The organism is Arthrobacter sp. BG5 (genome assembly GCF_056680155.1).
In genome coordinates this window covers 3,204,459-3,223,374 of the sequence record NZ_CM155268.1, presented here as the reverse complement: position 1 = coordinate 3,223,374, position 18,916 = coordinate 3,204,459, and the positions used below count along the sequence as shown (strand labels likewise).

At 70.7% G+C, this 18,916-nt stretch carries 16 protein-coding genes; 11 read left to right on the top strand and 5 right to left on the bottom strand.

Features of this window, described 5'->3' with window-relative positions; genetic code table 11:
- Nucleotides 1–21 precede the first annotated feature (21 nt).
- A complete protein-coding gene (locus AC1MBE_RS14815) occupies nucleotides 22–504 on the bottom strand; it encodes an RrF2 family transcriptional regulator (protein WP_479782639.1) in 483 nt (160 codons plus the stop codon).
- Between the two features lie 317 nt (nucleotides 505–821).
- Here AC1MBE_RS14815 and AC1MBE_RS14810 point away from each other — a divergent pair, with 317 nt between their 5' ends.
- Entirely contained in the window at nucleotides 822–2,576 is a 1,755-nt protein-coding gene (locus tag AC1MBE_RS14810; RefSeq protein ID WP_479779257.1) for a phospho-sugar mutase, read from the top strand.
- On the opposite strand, the gene nirD is transcribed toward AC1MBE_RS14810, so the two are convergent.
- On the bottom strand, nucleotides 2,573–2,956 hold the full coding sequence (nirD, locus tag AC1MBE_RS14805; RefSeq protein WP_479779256.1) for a nitrite reductase small subunit NirD: 384 nt from the start codon (nucleotides 2,954–2,956) through the stop codon (nucleotides 2,573–2,575). The genes AC1MBE_RS14810 and nirD overlap by 4 nt on opposite strands.
- Before the next feature lie 297 nt (nucleotides 2,957–3,253).
- Between nirD and nirB the strand changes: the two genes are divergently transcribed.
- The 6 genes from nirB to AC1MBE_RS14775 all read left to right on the top strand — a co-directional run bounded on the left by nirB (nucleotide 3,254) and on the right by AC1MBE_RS14775 (nucleotide 10,309).
- Nucleotides 3,254–5,965, top strand: coding sequence for a nitrite reductase large subunit NirB (gene nirB / locus AC1MBE_RS14800; protein ID WP_479779255.1), 2,712 nt, complete (start codon nucleotides 3,254–3,256; stop codon nucleotides 5,963–5,965).
- Between the two features lies 1 nt (nucleotide 5,966).
- A complete protein-coding gene (cobA, locus tag AC1MBE_RS14795) occupies nucleotides 5,967–7,001 on the top strand; it encodes a uroporphyrinogen-III C-methyltransferase (RefSeq protein ID WP_479779254.1) in 1,035 nt (344 codons plus the stop codon).
- Nucleotides 7,002–7,006: 5 nt separating this feature from the next.
- Nucleotides 7,007–8,155: a uroporphyrinogen-III synthase gene (locus tag AC1MBE_RS14790; protein ID WP_479782637.1), complete on the top strand. Its 1,149-nt coding sequence runs from the start codon at nucleotides 7,007–7,009 to the stop codon at nucleotides 8,153–8,155.
- Between the two features lie 148 nt (nucleotides 8,156–8,303).
- A complete protein-coding gene (locus AC1MBE_RS14785) occupies nucleotides 8,304–9,179 on the top strand; it encodes an FAD-dependent oxidoreductase (RefSeq protein ID WP_479779253.1) in 876 nt (291 codons plus the stop codon).
- A gap of 114 nt (nucleotides 9,180–9,293) precedes the next feature.
- Nucleotides 9,294–10,022 (top strand): deoxyribose-phosphate aldolase, encoded by a 729-nt coding sequence (gene deoC, locus AC1MBE_RS14780; protein ID WP_479779252.1) that lies wholly within the window; start codon nucleotides 9,294–9,296, stop codon nucleotides 10,020–10,022.
- 62 nt (nucleotides 10,023–10,084) lie between these two features.
- Nucleotides 10,085–10,309 carry a hypothetical protein gene (locus AC1MBE_RS14775; protein ID WP_479779251.1) on the top strand — a complete coding sequence of 75 codons (225 nt, stop codon included), beginning with the start codon at nucleotides 10,085–10,087 and terminating at the stop codon, nucleotides 10,307–10,309.
- Between the two features lie 530 nt (nucleotides 10,310–10,839).
- On the opposite strand, the gene AC1MBE_RS14770 is transcribed toward AC1MBE_RS14775, so the two are convergent.
- Nucleotides 10,840–11,667: a metal-dependent hydrolase gene (locus AC1MBE_RS14770; RefSeq protein ID WP_479779250.1), complete on the bottom strand. Its 828-nt coding sequence runs from the start codon at nucleotides 11,665–11,667 to the stop codon at nucleotides 10,840–10,842.
- A gap of 6 nt (nucleotides 11,668–11,673) precedes the next feature.
- Entirely contained in the window at nucleotides 11,674–15,321 is a 3,648-nt protein-coding gene (mfd, locus tag AC1MBE_RS14765; protein WP_479779249.1) for a transcription-repair coupling factor, read from the bottom strand.
- Nucleotides 15,322–15,542: 221 nt separating this feature from the next.
- Between mfd and AC1MBE_RS14760 the strand changes: the two genes are divergently transcribed.
- The 4 genes from AC1MBE_RS14760 to AC1MBE_RS14745 all read left to right on the top strand — a co-directional run bounded on the left by AC1MBE_RS14760 (nucleotide 15,543) and on the right by AC1MBE_RS14745 (nucleotide 18,418).
- Complete coding sequence (locus AC1MBE_RS14760) at nucleotides 15,543–17,066, top strand: SDR family oxidoreductase (protein WP_479779248.1); 1,524 nt, start codon at nucleotides 15,543–15,545, stop codon at nucleotides 17,064–17,066.
- A 48-nt stretch (nucleotides 17,067–17,114) separates the two neighbouring features.
- On the top strand, nucleotides 17,115–17,612 hold the full coding sequence (locus AC1MBE_RS14755; protein WP_479779247.1) for a DUF2505 domain-containing protein: 498 nt from the start codon (nucleotides 17,115–17,117) through the stop codon (nucleotides 17,610–17,612).
- Between the two features lie 3 nt (nucleotides 17,613–17,615).
- The gene (locus tag AC1MBE_RS14750; protein ID WP_479779246.1) at nucleotides 17,616–17,837 is read left to right on the top strand and encodes an SCO4848 family membrane protein; all 222 of its coding nucleotides are present in this window, start codon (nucleotides 17,616–17,618) and stop codon (nucleotides 17,835–17,837) included.
- 170 nt (nucleotides 17,838–18,007) lie between these two features.
- Entirely contained in the window at nucleotides 18,008–18,418 is a 411-nt protein-coding gene (locus tag AC1MBE_RS14745) for a VanZ family protein (RefSeq protein ID WP_479779245.1), read from the top strand.
- 21 nt (nucleotides 18,419–18,439) lie between these two features.
- On the opposite strand, the gene sufU is transcribed toward AC1MBE_RS14745, so the two are convergent.
- Nucleotides 18,440–18,913, bottom strand: coding sequence for a Fe-S cluster assembly sulfur transfer protein SufU (gene sufU, locus AC1MBE_RS14740; protein ID WP_479779244.1), 474 nt, complete (start codon nucleotides 18,911–18,913; stop codon nucleotides 18,440–18,442).
- Nucleotides 18,914–18,916 lie beyond the last annotated feature (3 nt).

Below are 18,916 nucleotides of genomic sequence, written 5' to 3'. Positions count from 1 at the left end.
GCGCCCCTGGACCAGGGGCGGTCAGCTGCCGGGGGCGGGGGTCAGCTGCCGGACGGCTTTGGCCCGGTCATCGGGGAACCGGCGTTCCATCGAGTCGGCGATTCCGGCAATGGTCTGCCGCGCCAGTGCCTGCCGCCACGCCAGCTCCGCCTGCCGCATGGTCTGGGAGATCAGGCAGGTCCGGATGAAGTTCTCCTGCCGGTCCGCGTCCGGCATGTCGCCAAGGATGGCCTCGCAGCGGAAGGCCGGCTCCGTTCCTTCCAGGGCCAGCACCACGTCCAGCACGGAGATATTCTCCGGCCGGCGCGCCAGGTGGAAGCCGCCGCGCGGGCCAGAGACCGAGGTCAGGATGCCGGCCCGGACCAGGGCCTGGAGCTGCTTGTTCAGGTACGCCGCGGGCAGCTTGTAGAAAGCCGCCAGCCGGGCACTGTTCACGGCCTCCCCCGGCGGCGTCCATGACATGTTGACGCAAGAGTGCAAAGCCCACTCCACCCCACGGCCCATTTTCATATTCCAGACGTTACGTGTCCGGAAAATCGGGTGTCAATGAGCAACCGCCCCGGGACCCCGGTTCTGCGCCGATCTTTCGCTGACCCTGCGCCGAGCTGGCAGTCCGCGGCAGTCCCGGCCGGGAACATTGCCGCGGAGTGTCACTTCGGCGGCCCCTTCGGCGGGCGCCAAGACAGCGTCAAGTTGGCCGTAACGCGGGTACGTGACAGGACCGGACGGGACTTCCGCCGGCCCGGGTGTGATGGAACTGTAAGCCCGGCCCGCGCTTGTCGGGGCGCACCGCGCCGCAGTTTGACGCTAGTTTGGTACTCATGACGTCTTCCGATGCCGCATTGGCCCAACTGTTGAGCGACGCCCGTACGTGGGCGGCCCAGGACCCGGATCCCGGGACCGCCGCCGCCCTGACCGAGCTGGTCCGCCTCTCCGACGAGGGAGTCGCGGCAGCCCGGCAGGAACTCGCCGACAGCTTCAGCGGCACGCTCCAGTTCGGCACCGCGGGATTGCGGGCCGCCCTCGGAGCCGGACCGAACCGGATGAACCGCGTTGTGGTGCGCCGCGCCGCCGCCGGCATCGCTGCCTTCCTCGGCACCGCCGTCGCGCAGTCCGCCCCGGGAACCCGGCCGCGCGCCGTCGTCGGCTACGACGCACGCCACAACTCGGACATTTTCGCCGAGGAGACCGCGGCAATCTTCACCGCCGCCGGCATCGAGACGTTCCTGATGCCCGCCGCGCTGCCCACGCCGCTGCTCGCCTATGCGGTCCGCGCCCTGGACTGCGACGGCGGCGTGATGGTCACGGCCAGCCACAACCCGCCGCAGGACAACGGCTACAAGGTCTACCTGGGCCGGCACGCCGTCGAAGAGAGCGGCCGCGGCGCCCAGATCGTGGCGCCGTACGATGCGCTGATCGCCGCGGAGATCGACGCCGTCGGCGCGCTGGACTCGATCGCGCTGGCCGGCGACGGTTGGACGGTGCTGGATCCCTCGATCGCCGCCGACTATGAGGCCGCCGTCGCCGCCCTGGCCGTCCCGGAGCGCTTCCCGGCCCGCGAGCTGAAGATCGTCCTGACCCCCATGCACGGTGTGGGCGGCGAGACCGCCGTCTCCGTACTCAAAGCCGCGGGCTTCGCCGACGTCACGCTCGTTGCCGAGCAGGCGGAACCGGACCCCGACTTTCCCACCGTGAATTTCCCCAACCCCGAGGAGCCCGGCGCGCTGGACCTGGCGCTGGAAACCGCGGCGCGGGTGGACGCCGACATTGTGATCGCGAACGATCCCGACGCCGACCGCGCCGCGGTGGCTGCGAAGGACCCGGACACCGGCGCCTGGCGGATGCTGCGCGGCGACGAGGTGGGCGCCCTGCTCGGCGCGCACGTCGTGGCCCGGCTGGCCGCCGCCGCTGGTGGTGCCGCCGGCGGCGCCACCGACGGCGTCTTCGCCAACTCGATCGTTTCCTCCCGGCTGCTGGCCCGCATCGCCGCCGCCGCGGGCTATGCCCATGAGGAAACCCTCACCGGTTTCAAATGGATCGCCCGGGTGCCCGGCCTGCTCTACGGCTACGAGGAGGCGCTGGGCTACTGCGTCGCGCCGTCACTGGTGCGGGACAAGGACGGGATCTCCGCCGCCGTGCTGATCGCCGAGCTCGCGGCCGCCGCCAAGGCCGAGGGCAAGACCATCTTCGACACGCTGGACGAGCTCTACCTGGTGCACGGCCTGCACGCCAGCGACCAGCTCAGCATCCGGGTCGCCGACCTGGGGCTGCTGGATGCCATGATGAACCGGCTGCGGGTCAGCCCGCCGGACTCGTTCGGCGGATCCGCCGTCGAAACCGCCGCGGATCTGGCCGAAGGCAGCGACCAGCTTCCGCCCACGGACGGGCTGCTCTACCTGACGAAGGACGGCAGCCGCGTCATCATCCGCCCCAGCGGCACCGAACCGAAGCTCAAGTGCTACCTCGAGGTGATCCGCAGCGTCGGATCCGCCGCCGAACTGCCGCAGGCGCGGCTCGAGGCCCGCGCCGCCCTGGACGGCGTCCTGGCCGACGTGCAGGAGGCGCTGGGGCTTTAGAGCTCCACCTCGACGATGCCGTCCGTGACCCGGACGGGGTAGGTGCCCAGGCGCAGCTCCGGATCGCCAAGGCATTCCCCCGTGCCGAGGTCGTAGATCTCCTTGTGCAGCGGCGAGGCCAGCGTGGGGCGGGCGCCGCGGGAACCGGTGATGCCGCGGGCCATGACATGCGCCCCGGTGGCGGGATCGGCGTGCTCGACGGCGAAAACCTCGCCGGCGGCGGTCCGGATCAGTGCCACCTGGCGTCCGGCGATCAGCGCGGCTTCGCCCCAGCCCGGCTCCAGGTCCTCGACGGCGCATACCCGGTGCCAGCCGGCTCCGCCTTCTCCCGCGACGCGCTCCACAAAGCTGCGGGCTGCGCTTTCCAGTACGGCAGTCATCTTGGCCCCTCTCCAGGTTCGTACGGCCACTGCTGCGGCCATCCCCCCACGCTAGGACCGCGGTGTTTCAACGGCATGCGGCCAATGTGTCCGGCCGGTAAAAGAGACCTCACGCGGCCCGAAATGCGCCCGTGATGCAGAAGTTAAGATCACGAAACAAAAGGGAAACTGAAGCGAAACTGCCAATCCCTAGGCTGACCGGACCAGCTGATCGAAGCTGCTGAGAGCACGAGTCGATCGAAACAGCTGGATCGAACCGTTGCAGAGCACCGCCTGCGGCCCAACGAAAGGCCACCCGTGACCGGACAGACCGCCAGCCCCGAAAACGCATCTCCTGAGACGGCACCCGGGCAGACCCCGCGCCGCGTCATCGTCGCCGGCGGCGGACCCGCCGCGCACCGCTTTGCCGATGCCATGCATGCCCGCGGCCTGGGCGGCTGGCAGGTCACCGTCCTCACCGAGGAAGCCCACCTGCCCTACGACCGGGTCGCGCTGAGCAAGGCGCTCACCGACGCGGACGTGGACCTCACCCTCGGCAGCGCGTCAATGTGGGACCACGACGCGCTCACGCTCAGGACCGGCGAGCGCGTCACCGGCATCGACACCGCCGCGAAAACGGTTGAAACCGCTGCCGGCACCGTCTACCCGTACGACGAACTGGTGGTCGCCACCGGCTCGGACGCGGCCCGCCTGCCGATCCCCGGCGCCGAACTCACCCACGTCTACCGCACCCTCGAAGACGTCTGGTCCATCAACCGGGCCATCGCCGAGCTCACCGCTAAGCTGGGCCGCAAGGTCAACGCCGTCACGATCGGTGGCGGCCTGCTGGGCCTCGAATCCGCGGCCGGCACCGAACAGCTCGGCGCCACCCCGATCGTCATCAACGGCTCCCCTTGGCTGATGAACACCCAGCTGGATGAGGGCGCCGGCCAGGCCCTCGGACGGCTGATTGAGGCCAAGGGCTTCACCGTTCACGGCGGCGTCTTCCCCTCCGAGGTCCTCTCCGACGACGACGGGCAGGTCACCGGCGTGCTGATGGCCGACGGCCGGATAGTCGACGCCGACATCGTGATCGTCGCGATCGGCGTGCGGCCCCGCGACGAGCTGTTCCGGGCCGAAGACGGTGGTGTGCAGCAGTTCGAGCTCGGCCCGCGCGGCGGTGTCGTCATCTCCGACGGCTGTGAGACGCAGGTGCCTGGCGTCTGGGCGATCGGCGAGGTCGCCAACTTCGGCGGCATGTGCCTGGGCCTGGTGGCCCCGGCCAACACCATGGCGGAGATCGTCGCGGACCGGTTGCACGGCGGCGGGGCGACCTTCCCGGGCTTCGATACCGCCACCAAGCTCAAGCTCTCCGGCGTCGACGTGGCCAGCTTCGGTGACGCCTTCGCCAAAACCGAGCACGCGCTTGAAATTGTCTACGCCGACCCGGCCCGCGGCGTGTACCAGAAGATCGTCACCACCGACGATGCCAAGACCCTGCTGGGCGGCATCTTCGTCGGCGACGCCACCCCGTACACCTCGCTGCGCCCCATGCTGGGCCGCGAACTGGCCGCCGAACCCGGCGCCTACCTCACCGCGGCCGGCGGCGACGGGGCCCCGGACACCGAGCTGCCGGACGACGCGATCCTGTGCTCCTGCAACAACGTGGCCGCCGGCGCCATCCGCGACGCGGTCAACGGCTGCGGCGCCTGCGAGGGCAACGCCCCGGTCCAGGAACTCGGCGGGCTCAAGGCCTGCACCCGCGCCGGCACCCAGTGCGGCTCCTGCGTCCCGATGCTGAAGAAGCTGCTGGAAGGCGAACTGGCCAAGTCCGGGGTCGCCGTCTCCAAGGCCCTCTGCGAGCACTTCGAACTCTCCCGGCAGGAACTCTTCGACGCCATCAGGGTCCTGGAACTGGCCTCCTTCGAGGACATCCTGGCCCGCTACGGCACCGGCACCGGCTGCGACATCTGCAAGCCCACCATCGCCAACATCCTCGCCAGCCAGCACAGCGCCTACGTGCTCGACGCCGGCCGCGGCACCCTGCAGGACACCAACGACCGCGCCCTCGCCAACATGCAAAAGGACGGCAGCTACTCCGTGGTTCCGCGGATCGCGGGCGGTGAGATCACCCCGAAGAAGCTCGGCGTCATCGCCGCCGTCGCCGAAAAGTACGGGCTGTACACCAAGATCACCGGGGGCCAGCGGATCGACATGTTCGGCGCCCGGCTGGAACAGCTCCCGGACATCTGGAAGGAACTGGTGGACGCCGGCTTCGAGTCCGGCCAGGCCTACGGCAAATCGCTGCGGACCGTGAAGTCCTGCGTCGGGTCGACCTGGTGCCGCTTCGGCGTGCAGGACGCCGTCGCCCTCGCGATCACGCTGGAACTGCGCTACCGCGGACTGCGCAGCCCGCACAAACTGAAAATGGGCGTCTCCGGCTGCGCCCGCGAATGCGCCGAGGCCCGCGGCAAGGACGTCGGCGTGATCGCCACGGACAAGGGCTGGAACCTCTACGTCGGCGGCAACGGCGGCTTCCAGCCGGCCCACGCCCAGCTCCTCGCCCAGGACCTCGACGAGGAGACCCTGCTGAGGTACATCGACCGCTACTTGATGTACTACATCCGCACCGCGGACCGGCTGCAGCGCACCGCGCGCTGGCAGGAGGACCTCGACGGCGGCCTGAAGCACGTCGAGGACGTGGTGGTGCACGACTCGCTCGGTATCGCCGCGGACCTTGAGGCGGCCATGGCAAAGCACGTGGACACCTACCAGGACGAGTGGGCTGAGACGCTCAAGGATCCCGAACGGCTGCGCCGCTTCCGCTCCTTCGTCAACGCCCCGGACCAAAAGGACGACTCGATCTCCTTCGTCCTGGAGCGCGGCCAGATGCGCCCCGCCACCGCCGAGGAGAAGGCGCAGGCCGGCCGGCAGCCGGTGCTGGTCGCCGCCAGCATCCCGGTCCGCCCCGCCGACGCCGCCACCGGTACCCCCGCCGCCACTTCTGCTCCTACCGAAAGCCAGGCCTAACATGCAGCTCAGCATCGATCTCACCGGCCGCGAAGTCCTCGTCACCGGTTCGGACACCGCCGCGCGGCAGGCCGTCCGGCGCTACCGGGCCGCCGGCGCCGTGGTGTCCCGGCTCAGCAGCCCCGACGGCGGAGCGCACGACGGCCCGCTGCCGGAGCGGCCCTTCCTGGTCGCCGCCGTCGACGACGGCCAGCCGGGCTGGGCGGGCCTGCTGGAGCGCTGCCGCGCGACCGGCATCCCGGTCGCCGCCGAGCCGGCCGCCGGCCCCGCCGGGCACGTCACCCTGGTCGGCGGCGGCCCGGGAACCGCCGAACTGCTGACCGTCGCGGCGGTCACGGCCCTGCGGGACGCCGACGTCGTCTTTTACGACCGGCTCGCCCCCTACCAGGAGCTTCCCGGCCTCACGACGGCGGAGCTGGTGGACGTGGGCAAGCGCCCCGGCCACCACCCGGTCAGCCAGGCCGGCATCGAAGACCTCATGGTCGAGGCTGCGCTGGCCGGAAGGAACGTGGTCCGGCTCAAGGGCGGCGACCCGTACGTCTTCGGCCGCGGCGGCGAGGAAGTGGCCGCCTGCGTGAAGGCCGGCGTGCCCGTCCGCGTGATTTCCGGGGTCACCAGCGCCATCTCCGTCCCCGCCGCGGCCGGCATCCCGGTCACGCACCGCGAGGTCAGCCACCTGTTCACCGTGGTCTCCGGCCACGCCCCGCTGACCGAGAAGGAGCACACCCACCTGGCCGGTCTCGGCGGCACCATCGTGGTGCTGATGGGCATCGGGACCCTGCACCACCTGGCCGCCGGACTGCGCCGCGCCGGGATGCGGGCGGACATGCCGATGGCCGTCGTCGAACGCGGCTACCGCCCGGGCCAGCGGACCACCATCGCCGAGCTGGGCAGCATCACCACGGCGGCCGCGGGCTGCAGCAACCCCGCCGTGCTGGTGATCGGCGAGGTGGTCAGGGTGGCGGAGGCCAACCGGGGCTGCGCGGAAGCCGAAGCCGAGCTGGACCGCCTCGCCGCGTCCCTGATGGGAGCGTGAACGCCGTGAGCGCGCTCGAAGCCCTCGCCGGCACCGCCGGGGACGAGGCCCCGGAGAAGGCGGAGCTGCCGCTGGAGGGATTCCGGATCGGGGTCACCTCGCACCGGCGATCCCAGGACCTGGTCGAAGCCCTGGAGCGGCGCGGCGCCGAGGTGCTGCACGCCCCGGCCCTGAAGATCGCCCCGGTCCAGGAGGACCTGAGGCTGATCGAGGACACCCGCGCCATCATCGAAGCCCGGCCCGAACTCTGCATCGCCACCACCGCCTACGGCATGCGGCGCTGGTGCGAGGCGGCGGACACCTTCGGCATCGGCGAGCAGCTGCTGGAAACCCTCGGCGCCACCCGGATGTTCGTCCGCGGCCCCAAGGCCCGCGGCGCGGTCCGCGCGGCCGGGCTGGCCGACGTCGGGATCAGCAGCGACGAAACCACCGCCACCCTGGTGAACATGCTGCTGGCCGAGGGTGTACGCGGAAAGACCGTCGCGGTGCAGCTGCACGGCTACACCGACGTCCGCCAGCTGGAGCGGCTGCGGATGTCCGGCGCCAACGTCATGACCGTCACGCCCTACCGCTGGGTCAAGCCCGACGGCGCCGACCGGCTGCCCAAGCTAATCGAGGCGGCGTGCAGCGGCAATCTGGACGTGCTGACCTTCACGAGTGCGCCCGCCGTCGACGCGCTGTGGAGCACCGCGCATGAGATGGGCCTCTACAAGCAGCTGGTCGAGAGCCTGAAGACCACGGTGGCCACCGCCGTCGTCGGCCCCATCACCGCCCAGCCGCTGATCGACGCCGGGGTGCAGCCGCTCATCCCGGAACGGTTCCGGATGGGCGCCCTGATCCGGCTGGTCGTGGAGCACCTGTCCCTGAACCATGTGCGGCGCCTGGACACTGCCACGGGGGCGGTGGAGCTGCGCGGCCGGTCGCTGCGGATCGACGGCGAGGCGGTGGAACTGGCGCCGGCCCCGTTGCTGCTGCTGCGGGCGCTACTGGGCGCCGGCGGGGCCGTACTCTCCCGCGAGGCGCTCTCCGAGCTGCTGGAACTGCGCGGATCGGTGCATGCCCTGGACATGACGGTCAGCCGGCTCCGGTCCGCGCTGCCGGACGGCGGCCTGGTGGAGACGGTGGTCAAGCGCGGCTACCGGATCCGGGTGTGACCCACGGCATTACCGGCTGGTAACGGTTGGCGAACGAACCGCGAAAATACTGCAACAGGGCGGTAACCTCCGCGAAAAATCGGCCCCCTACGCTGGGGAACATCAAGAACTCGGGCCACATCCGGCCCACCAGCGAAAGGGCCAGCACATGTCCGTCACGGAAGCGTCCGCCATCCCCACCGAGTCCGCCACGCCCCAGACCCGGCCGCGGATCGTCATCGCCGGCGCCGGCCCGGCGGCGCAGGCGCTGGTCCGCCAGCTCACCCGCACCCCGTTCGCCGGCGGCATCACGGTGCTCAGCAACCGCGATGACGCCCCGGAGGAGCTGCTGGACCTGGCCGCCCTGCCCCAGGTGTCGGTCCGCTTCGGCCAGCCGGCCAGCTTCATCGACGCCGCGGAGCGGCGGGTCACGACGGCGGACGGGATGGAGTTCAGCTACGACCAGCTGGTGATCGCGACCGGCTCGGCGCCGGCCCTGGCGCCGATCGAGGGCGAGGGCCGCTGCCTGAGCTACTCCACGATCGACGACGCCGCCCGCCTGGGCGACGCCGTCAAGGACGTCACGCGGGTCCTGGGCCGCCGGCCGCTGGGCATCCTGGTGGGCACCGGCACCGCCGCGGGCCAGGCCGAGGCCGTGCTCCGGGCCCGCGGCGTCCGGCCGGTCCGCACCACGCTGCGCCCGTCCGCCGTCGTCCCCACCCTCGCCGGCTCCGCGCTGCCCGCCGCCGGGATCGTCTTCGACGACGGCTCGAGCATGAGCGGGGACCTGGTGGTCCTCGCCGAAGAGCGCATTTCCCGCGACAGCCTCGCCCGCACCGCCGGCCTGGCCACCGCGGCGCAGAGCGGGATCGTGGTGGACCAGGACTACCGCACCTCGGTGCCCGGGATCTGGGCGATCGGCGACGCGGCGGCGTACGACGGCGTCCGGCTGGGCCTGCTGGTCGCCGCCGGTTCCGCCGCGAATGTCTGCGCCGCCGGGCTGCTCCAAGCCTCCCTGTCCGGGCCCCTCGCGCAGGCGGCATAGCGCCCGCGCCGTCCGGTCCCGTTATGGCAAGATGGTGCACTGAGAAGCCACGACACACGCCGTGTCAGCAGGCCGGGCCGGGCACCACCCTGGGCCGGCAGGAAAGGGACCACCATGAGCAACGAAGCCACCACGGCTGCCGGCGCGGCCGGCACCGACCACCAGGGCACCGCGGGCAACATTGCCTCGTACATCGACCACACCCTGCTCAAGCCGGAAGCCAGTGAGGCCGAGGTCCTGAAGGTCTGCGCCGAGGCGGCCGAGTACCACTTCAAGTCCGTCTGCGTGAACCCGATCTGGGTCAAGACCGTCAAGACCGCGCTCAAGGGCTCCGGGGTGCTGACCTGCTCCGTGATCGGCTTCCCGCTGGGCGCCACGCCGAGCGACGTCAAGGCCTTCGAGGCCCGCGGTGCGGTGCTCGACGGCGCCGACGAGATCGACATGGTGATCAACATCGCCGCGGCCCGCGCCAATGACAAGGGCGCGCTGGTTGATGACATCCGCGCCGTCGCCGAGGCCGTCCACGCCGGCGGCGCCATCCTGAAGGTCATCATCGAGACCGCGCTGCTGGACGACGCCCAGAAGGTGCTCGCCTGCGAGGCCTCCGTCGAGGCCGGGGCCGACTTCGTGAAGACCTCCACGGGCTTCAACGGCGGCGGCGCCACGGCGGAGGACGTTGCCCTGATGCGGCGCACGGTGGGTCCGGGACTGGGCGTCAAGGCCTCGGGCGGCGTGCGTTCCCTGGCCGACGCGCAGGCTATGATTGCTGCAGGTGCAACCCGTATTGGCGCCAGCTCCGGCATCGCGATCGTCAAGGGTGAACAGGGTTCATCCGCGTACTGACCGCAACGAACACCGCCGCAGCCGCCACAGTTTTTAAGCCCCGCGGGGCCGAGGAGGAACGAATGTCCAGCAACAACACCAAGACCCCGCAGGGCGAGAACAGCCTGGCATCCAGCATCGTGCTGTTTGTCATCATGATGGCCCTGTTCTTCGGCGCCCTGTACTCGCTGTCCTTCCTCAGCCTGGGCAACCCGTGGCCGATGGCCGCCTGCCTGATCCTGTTCGCCCTGGCGTTCTGGATCCCGCAGACCATCACCGGCCGCTCGGACTCCGCCGGCGAGAGCTAACCGCACCTCGCGTTGATTTCCTGTTGCCCCGGCTGTCCGGGGCAACAGTTGTTTAAGCTGCGGTTCCGGAAAACTGCGGCGGTGTCGGACCAACGCACCCCGGGCCCGGGCCGCGTCCGTCCGAAACCGTAGCGGAAAGCGCAGCGCGGCCCCGCCGTCGGCCCTAGCCTCCGACGGCGGCCAGCAGGCGGTCGCGCCCCGCCGTCGCCGGCCTCGTCGCCGGGAGGTCCATACCGGGGGCACTTTGACACGGACACGCCGCCCGGCGGAGACCTGAAAGCGGAAACAGGAGCCATAGCCGCCCCGGACGGCCAACGCGGGGGCGTCCCGACGTCGGGCAGGCCATTGACGCGTCACCCTCGCCGCCCGCCAAACGGCTGATCAGCCCCATCCCACCGCCGACCTCGTCGCGGGGAGGTGCGTTCCGGGGGCACTTTGACACGGACACGCCGCCCGGCGGAGGCCTAGAAGCGGAAACAGGAGCCATAGCCGCCCCGGACGGCCGACGCGGCGGGGCCGAGGGGACGGCCCTAGGCTCCGACGGCGGCCAGCAGGCGGTCGACCAACGCGGTCCCCAGCGCGAGCGCCGCCGGGAAGTGGCCCTTGGCGACGGCCAGCGCGGCGGAGAACATGCCGACCATGGCGTAGCCGCTGACCGGGATCAGCACAAACCATTCCCGCCGCGAGCCGGCCCGGCCCAGCAGCGGGATGGAGAATGCCCCGTTGGCTTTCCAGACGTCCTTAACCAGCGGCAGCTTGCGCAGGAACTTCGGCGGTTTCACCACGATCGGCCAGAGCAGCGGCACTCCCCCGGTGGTGATCATGTCGCCCACGATGTGTACCAGGACTCCGGTCAGCATGGACACCGGCAGCCAGGTCCACTGGTCCGGCGCGAACCAGGTCACCAGCCCGGCCATGGTGAGGGCGAACACCCAGTTGCTGATCCAGCCGTACTTGGGAAACAGCTTGAGCGCCTTCGCGGCGATGTTGATCATGAACATGCACAGCAGGCCGGCACCCACGGACAGCAGGCCCCAGTCGGTCTGCAGCTGGAGTTGCCCGGTCAGCGCTGCGAGCAGCACAAAGAACGCCGCGCCCAGCACCGAGTGGGTGCCCTGCCGGTGGCCGCCGGACGCGTTTTCGATGCCCACGGCGATGAGGTTGGACAGCGGCGGGAGGGCGTGCGCCACCGTGCTGGAGCGGTGGTCCCAGTCGCAGACCAGGGCCGTGCCCGCCGTCGCCATCCCGCCGATCACGATGCCGGTGGCGTCCAGCGGATACCAGCCCAGCGCGTACGGCCCGGTCGAGGCAATAGCCACCCACGCCGCGGCCCCAGACGCGGCGTGGTGTCCTCCCATCACGGCCTAGCCGACCGAGAGCGGGACGTCGGAGAAGATCGCCTCGATCACACCGTTAGCCCAGGCCAGGATCTCGGCGTCCTGCAGGTCGCGGCCGCCGATCCGGGCCGTCTTCGGCTTGGGGATCAGCACCGCGTCCAGGGCCGGCTTCGCCTGCGAACCGGGGTACATCCGGGCCAGCCGCATCAGCTTGGACTCGGGCAGCTGCGCGGGCGAGAACTTGATGAAGTTGCCTTGCAGGGCGACGTCGGTCAGGCCGGCCTCGCGCGCGCCGACCCGGAAGCGGGCCACCGCGACCAGGTTCTGCGCCGGCAGCGGCAGCTCGCCGTAGCGGTCCACAAGTTCGGCCTCGACCTCGTCGATTGCCTCGTTGCTGAGCGCTGCGGCCAGCTTCCTGTACGCTTCCAGGCGCAGCCGTTCGCCGGGCACGTAGTCGTGCGGGAGGTGCGCGTTCACCGGCAGCTCGATCTTCATCTCCGCGGCCTTCTCCTCGGCCTCGCCGCGGTAGTCCGCCACGGCCTCGCCGACCAGCCGGATGTACAGGTCGAAGCCGACGCCCTGGATGTGGCCGGACTGTTCGCCGCCCAGCAGGTTGCCGGCGCCGCGGATCTCGAGGTCCTTCATGGCCAGCTGCATGCCGGCACCAAGTTCGTTGTGCGTCGCGACCGCCTTGAGCCGTTCCAGCGCCACCTCGCCCAGCGGCTTTTCCGAAGGGTAGAGGAAGTAGGCGTACGCCCGTTCCCGGCCGCGGCCCACGCGCCCGCGCAGCTGGTGCAGCTGGGAGAGCCCGTACTTGTCCGCGCCGTCCACGATCAGGGTGTTGGCGTTGGAGATGTCCAGCCCGGTCTCGATGATGGTGGTGCAGACCAGCACGTCGAAGCGCTTCTCCCAGAAGTCCACGATGATCTGTTCCAGCCGGCTCTCGGACATCTTGCCGTGCGCCACCTCGACGCGTGCCTCGGGAACCAGTTCGCGGATCTTCGCGGCCGTGCGCTCGATCGTGGAGACCCGGTTGTGCACGAAGAAGACCTGCCCCTCGCGCATCAGTTCGCGGCGGATCGCGGCCGAGGTCTGCTTGTCCGTGTACGGGCCCACGTAGGTCAGCACCGGGTGCCGCTCCTCCGGCGGGGTGGCCAGCGTGGAGGTCTCGCGGATGCCGGTCAGGGACATCTCCAGGGTGCGCGGGATGGGGGTGGCGCTCATGGCCAGGACGTCCACGTTGGTGCGCATCTTTTTGAGCGCTTCCTTGTGTTCGACGCCGAAGCGCTGTTCCTCGTCCACGATCACGAGGCCGAGGTCCTTGAAGGCGAAGTCCTTGGACAGCAGCCGGTGCGTGCCGATGACGACGTCCACCGAGCCGTTCTTCACACCTTCGGCGGTTTCCTTGGCCTCCTTGGCGCCCTGGAAGCGGGACAGCGGCTTGACCCGCAGCGGGAAGCCGGAGAAGCGTTCGGTGAAGGTTTCGTAATGCTGCTGCGCCAGCAGCGTGGTGGGCACCAGGACGGCCACCTGCTTGCCGTCCTGGACCGCCTTGAACGCGGCCCGGACCGCGATCTCGGTCTTGCCGTAGCCGACGTCGCCGGAGACCAAGCGGTCCATCGGGATCTCCCGTTCCATGTCCGCTTTGACCTCGTTGATGGTGGTCAGCTGGTCCGGGGTCTCCACGTAGGGGAAGGCTTCCTCAAGTTCGCGCTGCCACGGGGTGTCCGGGCCGAAGGCGTGGCCGCGGGAGGCCATCCGGGCCGAGTACAGCCGGATCAGTTCGCCCGCGATCTCCTTGACGGCCTTGCGGGCCTTGGACTTGGTGCTGGCCCAGTCCGAGCCGCCCATCTTGCTCAGCACCGGGGTGTCGCCGCCGACGTAGCGGGTGACCTGGTCCAGCTGGTCGGTGGGGACAAAGAGCCGGTCACCCGGGGCGCCGCGCTTGGAGGGCGCGTATTCGAGCACCAGGTATTCGCGCACGCCGTCTCCGCCGCCCGCGACCTTGCGCTGGATCAGCTCCACGAACCGGCCGATGCCGTGCTGCTCATGCACCACGAAGTCGCCGGCCAGCAGCTGCAGCGGGTCCACCGCGTTGCGCCGCTTGGACGGCATCTTCCGCATGTCCTTGGTGGAGCCGGCGGAGGTGCGGCCCAGCAGATCGGCCTCGGTCAGCAGGGCCACCTTCAGCCCATCCAGGACAAAACCGCGGCCGACGGCGGCCGTGGTCACCTCGATCAGGCCCGGCTGCGGGTCGGCGTCGAGGGTTTCGACCCGGGCGCACGGGATGTCATTGTCGTGGAAGAGCTCGGCGAGGCGCTGCGCCGGGCCGGGGCCCTCGGTGGCGACGACAATCCGCCACTGCTCCCGCACGTGCGAGCCGATGAAGTCCATCATCTCCGCCACGTCCCCCTGGTAGCCGCGCGGTTCGCGGGCGTGCAGGTTCAGCACATCGATCTCGGGCAGCAGCTCCTCGTCGCTGGCGAGCGAGCTGATGGACCACCAGGACACGCCGTGCGCGAGCGCCGTGCTGCGGGTCTCGCCCAGCGATCGGAAACTCGCCGAATGCAGGGCCGCCGAGGCCGCGGAGCTCAAATCCAGCGGGGCGGTACCGCCGTCGGACGCCGTGGACCACGCGGCCTCGAGGAATTCCTCGTTGGTGGCGGCGAGGTCGTGGGCGCGGGTGCGGACCTTTTCCGGTTCGATCACCACCGAGATGGAGCCCTCCGGGAACTGGTCCAGGAACGGCACCATGGAGTCGACCAGCACCGGGGCCAGCGATTCCATGCCTTCGACGGCGATGCCGCCGGCGATCTTCTCCAGCATGTCCGCCGCGGCCGGCAGCTGGGACTTCAGCGTCGCGGCCCGGGACATCACCGAGGGCGTGATGAGGATTTCGCGGCAGGGCGGGGCGTGCAGTTCGGTGGGGTGGTGCACGCCCGGCGCGGTCAGCGAGCGCTGGTCGGCGACGGCGAACCAGCGCATCTGCTCGACCTCGTCGCCGAAGAACTCCACCCGGATCGGGTGGTCCTCGGTGGGCGGGAAGACGTCCAGCATGCCGCCGCGGACCGCGAATTCTCCGCGCCGGGTGACCATGTCCACCCGGGCGTAGGCGGCGTCCGCGAGGTTCTTCACGACGTCGCCGAACGGGACGTCCTGGCCGACTTTCAGGGTCACCGGGACCAGCTCGCCGAGGCCCGCCACGATCGGCTGGACCACGGCCCGGACCGGGGCGACCACGACGCGCAGGGCGCCGCCGGCGTCCGGGTGCGCGAGGCGGCGCAGCACCGAGAGCCGGCGGCCGACGGTGTCCGAGCGCGGCGACAGGCGCTCGTGCGGCAGGGTCTCCCAGCTGGGGAACTCCGCGACCGTGTCCGCGGGCAGGAAGGCGCCCAGCGCGGCGGCGAGGTCTTCGGCTTCGCGGCCGGTGGCGGTGACGGCAAGCACGACCGGCGCGGCGCCGCCGTCCGCGCCGCCGTCGGGCGCGGATCCCGACGCGAGCCCGTCAGCCATCTCCGCCAGCAGCGCAGCGCGCAGCCCGGCCGGGGCGCTGATCTGGTAGTCCTCGCTGCGGGCCGTGACCGGCCGGGACGCCTCCGCCTGCACCCGCGCGAAGGTCTTGTCCTCGGCGAGGACACGCCGCAGACCGGTGAGAGAGGGGCCGTTGAGGCTCATGGCGGAACTCCTGAGGTGATCATGGGCATGCAGGCAACACGAATACCCGAAATTCGCAAGAATCCCGGGTCCTTCCAGCCTACCGCGACCCGGCGACGGGCCGGGACCCGGGGCTAAGCTGGCAGGACGGGTGCTGGCCGCACCGGCTGCAGTCCGGCGGGGCCCGCGCTCCGAATGGCTTATGTCCGCTGGCTGATGTCCCCGACGAGAAGGAGCCACCCATGAACGGCACCCCCAAGGCTGCGAACCCGAAAACCGTGCTGGTGACAGGCGCCACCGGTTACATCGGCGGCAGGCTGGTCCCCCGGCTGCTGGAGGCCGGGCACCGGGTGAAGGTCCTGGTCCGCACCCCGGCGAAGATCGCCGGGGTGCCGTGGCTGGAGGACGTCGAGGTAGTCCAGAGCAGCCTCGACGACGGCGCGAAGCTGCGGGAGGCGCTGGACGGCGTCGACGTGTTCTATTACCTGGTCCACTCGATGGCGGGCGGCTCCGGGTTCGAGGCCAAGGAGAAGGCGATGGCCGAGACCGCTGCGCAGGCGGCTGCGGCGGCCGGCGTCGGGCGGATCGTGTATCTTGGCGGCCTCCACCCCTCCGGCGCCGAGCTCTCCACCCACATGCGCTCCCGCGAGGCCGTGGGCAAGGTCTTCCTCGACGGGGCGGTGGACGCGGTGGTGTTCCAGGCCGGCGTGGTGATCGGCTCCGGCTCGGCGTCCTTCGAAATGATCCGGCACCTGTCCGAGACGCTGCCGGTGATGCCCGCCCCCAGCTGGGTGCGGAACAAAATCGAGGCCATCGCGGTGCGGGACGTGCTGCACTACCTCGTCGGCGCGGCGTCGCTGGAGGGCCGGATCAACCGCACCTTCGACATCGGCTCCCGGCAGGTGCTCAGCTACGCCGGAATGATGCAGGAATATGCGGCCGAGGCCGGACTGCCGCACCGGGTGGTGCTGGCCCTGCCCATCCCCGCGCCGAAGCTTGCGGGGATGTGGGTCGCACTGACCACGCCGATCCCGCTGTCCATGTCGCTGCCGCTGGTGGAGTCGCTGCAGCACGACGCCGTCTCCCGCGAGCATGACATCGACTCCTACATCCCGCTGCCCGACGGCGGCCTGACCCCCTACCGGCGCGCCGTCGCCCTGGCCCTGGGCAAAGAACGGGACGGGCAGGTGGAAACGACATGGGCCAACGCCGGAGCCGACGCCGATCCGCTGCCCAGCGACCCGGACTGGGCCGGGCACCGCGTCTACGTCGACGAGCGCAGCTACTCCAGCGCGGTGGACCCGAAACACGTCTGGACCATCATCGAGGGCATCGGCGGCCGCAACGGCTGGTACTCGCTGCCGCTGGCCTGGAGTGTGCGCGGCTGGCTGGACAAGCTCACCGGCGGGGCGGGGCTGGCGCGCGGCCGCCGGCACCCGCACCTGCTGGCCGACGGCGAGGTGGTCGACTGGTGGCGGGTCGAGCGGATCGACCGGGGCCGGCTGCTCCGGCTGCGCGCGGAGATGCGCGCCCCCGGCCGGGCCTGGCTGGAACTCTCGGTGGAGCCGGAGGGCACCGGCAGCCGCTACCGGCAGCGGGCAATCTTCTTCCCCAAGGGGCTCAGCGGCAAGCTGTACTGGCTCGCCGTGCTGCCGTTCCACAGCCTGATCTTCCCCGCCATGTCGCGGAACATCACGGCCGCGGCGCAACGCCTCGCAGAGACGGAGACAGCCGCCGAATCGGAACCGGCGGGGCCCACCGCGTAGGATGTTGGGAGCCCGAAACGACCAGCCAGACCCCATGGAGGACCCCCAATGGCCCTGAGTGCATCCACCACCCTGCCGCACAGCGTCGAGAGCGTCACGGCAGTTTTCGTCAACGAGGATTTCCTGCGGCACACCAGCGAGCTCGTCGGCGGGACCCTTGAATCGTTTGCCGTCGACGGCGACCCGGCCGGCGCTTTCAGCACCACGACGGTCCGCACCATCCCCACCAACCGGATGCCCGACCTGGCCCGCAAGTTCGTCGGCGAGAGCCTGAAGGTGACGCAGCTGGAGAGCTGGGGCGCCCCGGAGGCCGACGGTTCGCGGCAGAGCAACATCTCCCTGAAGGTCGCCGGCGCCCCGCTGGATGTCAACGCCGTGCAGCGCCTCGTCGCCGACGGCGGCAGCACCCGGATCGAGCTGGAAGGCACGGTCACTTCGTCCGTGCCGCTGCTGGGCGGCAAGATCGCCGATGCGGCCGAGCCGATGGTTGGCAAGGCCCTCAACATCCAGTCCACCCAGGCCCAGGCCTGGCTCGAGAGCCACTAGCCGATGGAACTTCCCGCGGCACTCGCCGTCGTCCTGATTGTGGCCGGTGTCTGGTCCCTGGCCGTCTGGCCGCAGTTCCTGCGCCGGGTCATGAAGGACCCGCGGGCGCGCGACGCCGGCGGCAAGGCCACCCGTTTCCTCACCGTTCACGTTGTGCTGGTCAGCATCTCGATGCTGCTCGGCGCGGCGACGGCGGCGATCGGGATCGCTGGCCTGCTCGCCTAGGTTGGCCAGGGAACCTTCCCCGCGCCGCCCGACTGGCTCGCCGTTGGTGCCGTCCTGACCCCTCAGGACTGCACCAACGGCGAGCCGGTTGGGTTAACCGCGCCGCGGCAGCGGCACCGGGGCTAAACTCAGGAAAACGCCCGCCCACTGCTCTGCTGAAGGGGGATGCCTTGCGGCCCCAGCGCGTGGCCACGTGGGGACTCATCGCCTATTTCGCGGTGCTGGCTGCTGTCGCCCTCTGGCCGCAGCCGGTGGACCGGCCCGTCGCCGGGCTGCTGCGCTCAACGCTCGGCTGGCTGCACCGCAGCGGAGTCCCGGGCTGGGTCGACTACAGCTTGGTGGAGTCCGCCGCCAATGTGCTGCTCTTCGTCCCGCTGGGCTTCCTGGTGACCCGGCTCGCGGGCCGCGGCTTCTGGTGGCTGGGGACGGCAGCCGGGCTGCTGACCTCATGCGCCATCGAAGCCGCGCAGTTCGTTTTCCTGCCGGCGCGCTACCCCACTGCCGCCGACGTGCTGGCGAACACCCTGGGCGCCCTGCTGGGGACCCTGCTCGCCGCGCTGCTGGGACGACGGCGGCCCTGACGGTGCGCTTCGCCGCCGCGCCTAGGCCCGGGTGCCCTGCTGCTCAGCGAGCGCCTGGCTGAGGGCATCTTCGGCGGCAACCCAGGAGAGCATGGCGCATTTCACCCGGGCGGCGTATCGGGACACGCCTTCGAAGGCAGCCGCGTCGCCCAGGATTTCCGGGTCAGCCGGCACCTTGCCGCGCGAGCGCAGCACCTCGCGGAAGCTGTCGATCACACTGTGCAGTTCCTCCGGGTCCAGGCCTTCGGCGAGCTCCGTCAGGACGGAGGCCGACGCCATCGAAATCGAACAGCCATCCCCGTCCCAGCGCAGCTCGCTGACCTTGCCCCCGGAGACCGAGACCCGCAGGGTGATTTCGTCACCGCAGACCGGGTTGAGCTGGTGCGACTGGCCGCTGCTGGCCCCCTCGGGCACGCCGGCGCCCGCGAGGCCGCTGCCATGCCGGGCTTTGGAGTGCTCCAGGATGATTTGTTGGTACAACTGGTCAAGACTCATGCA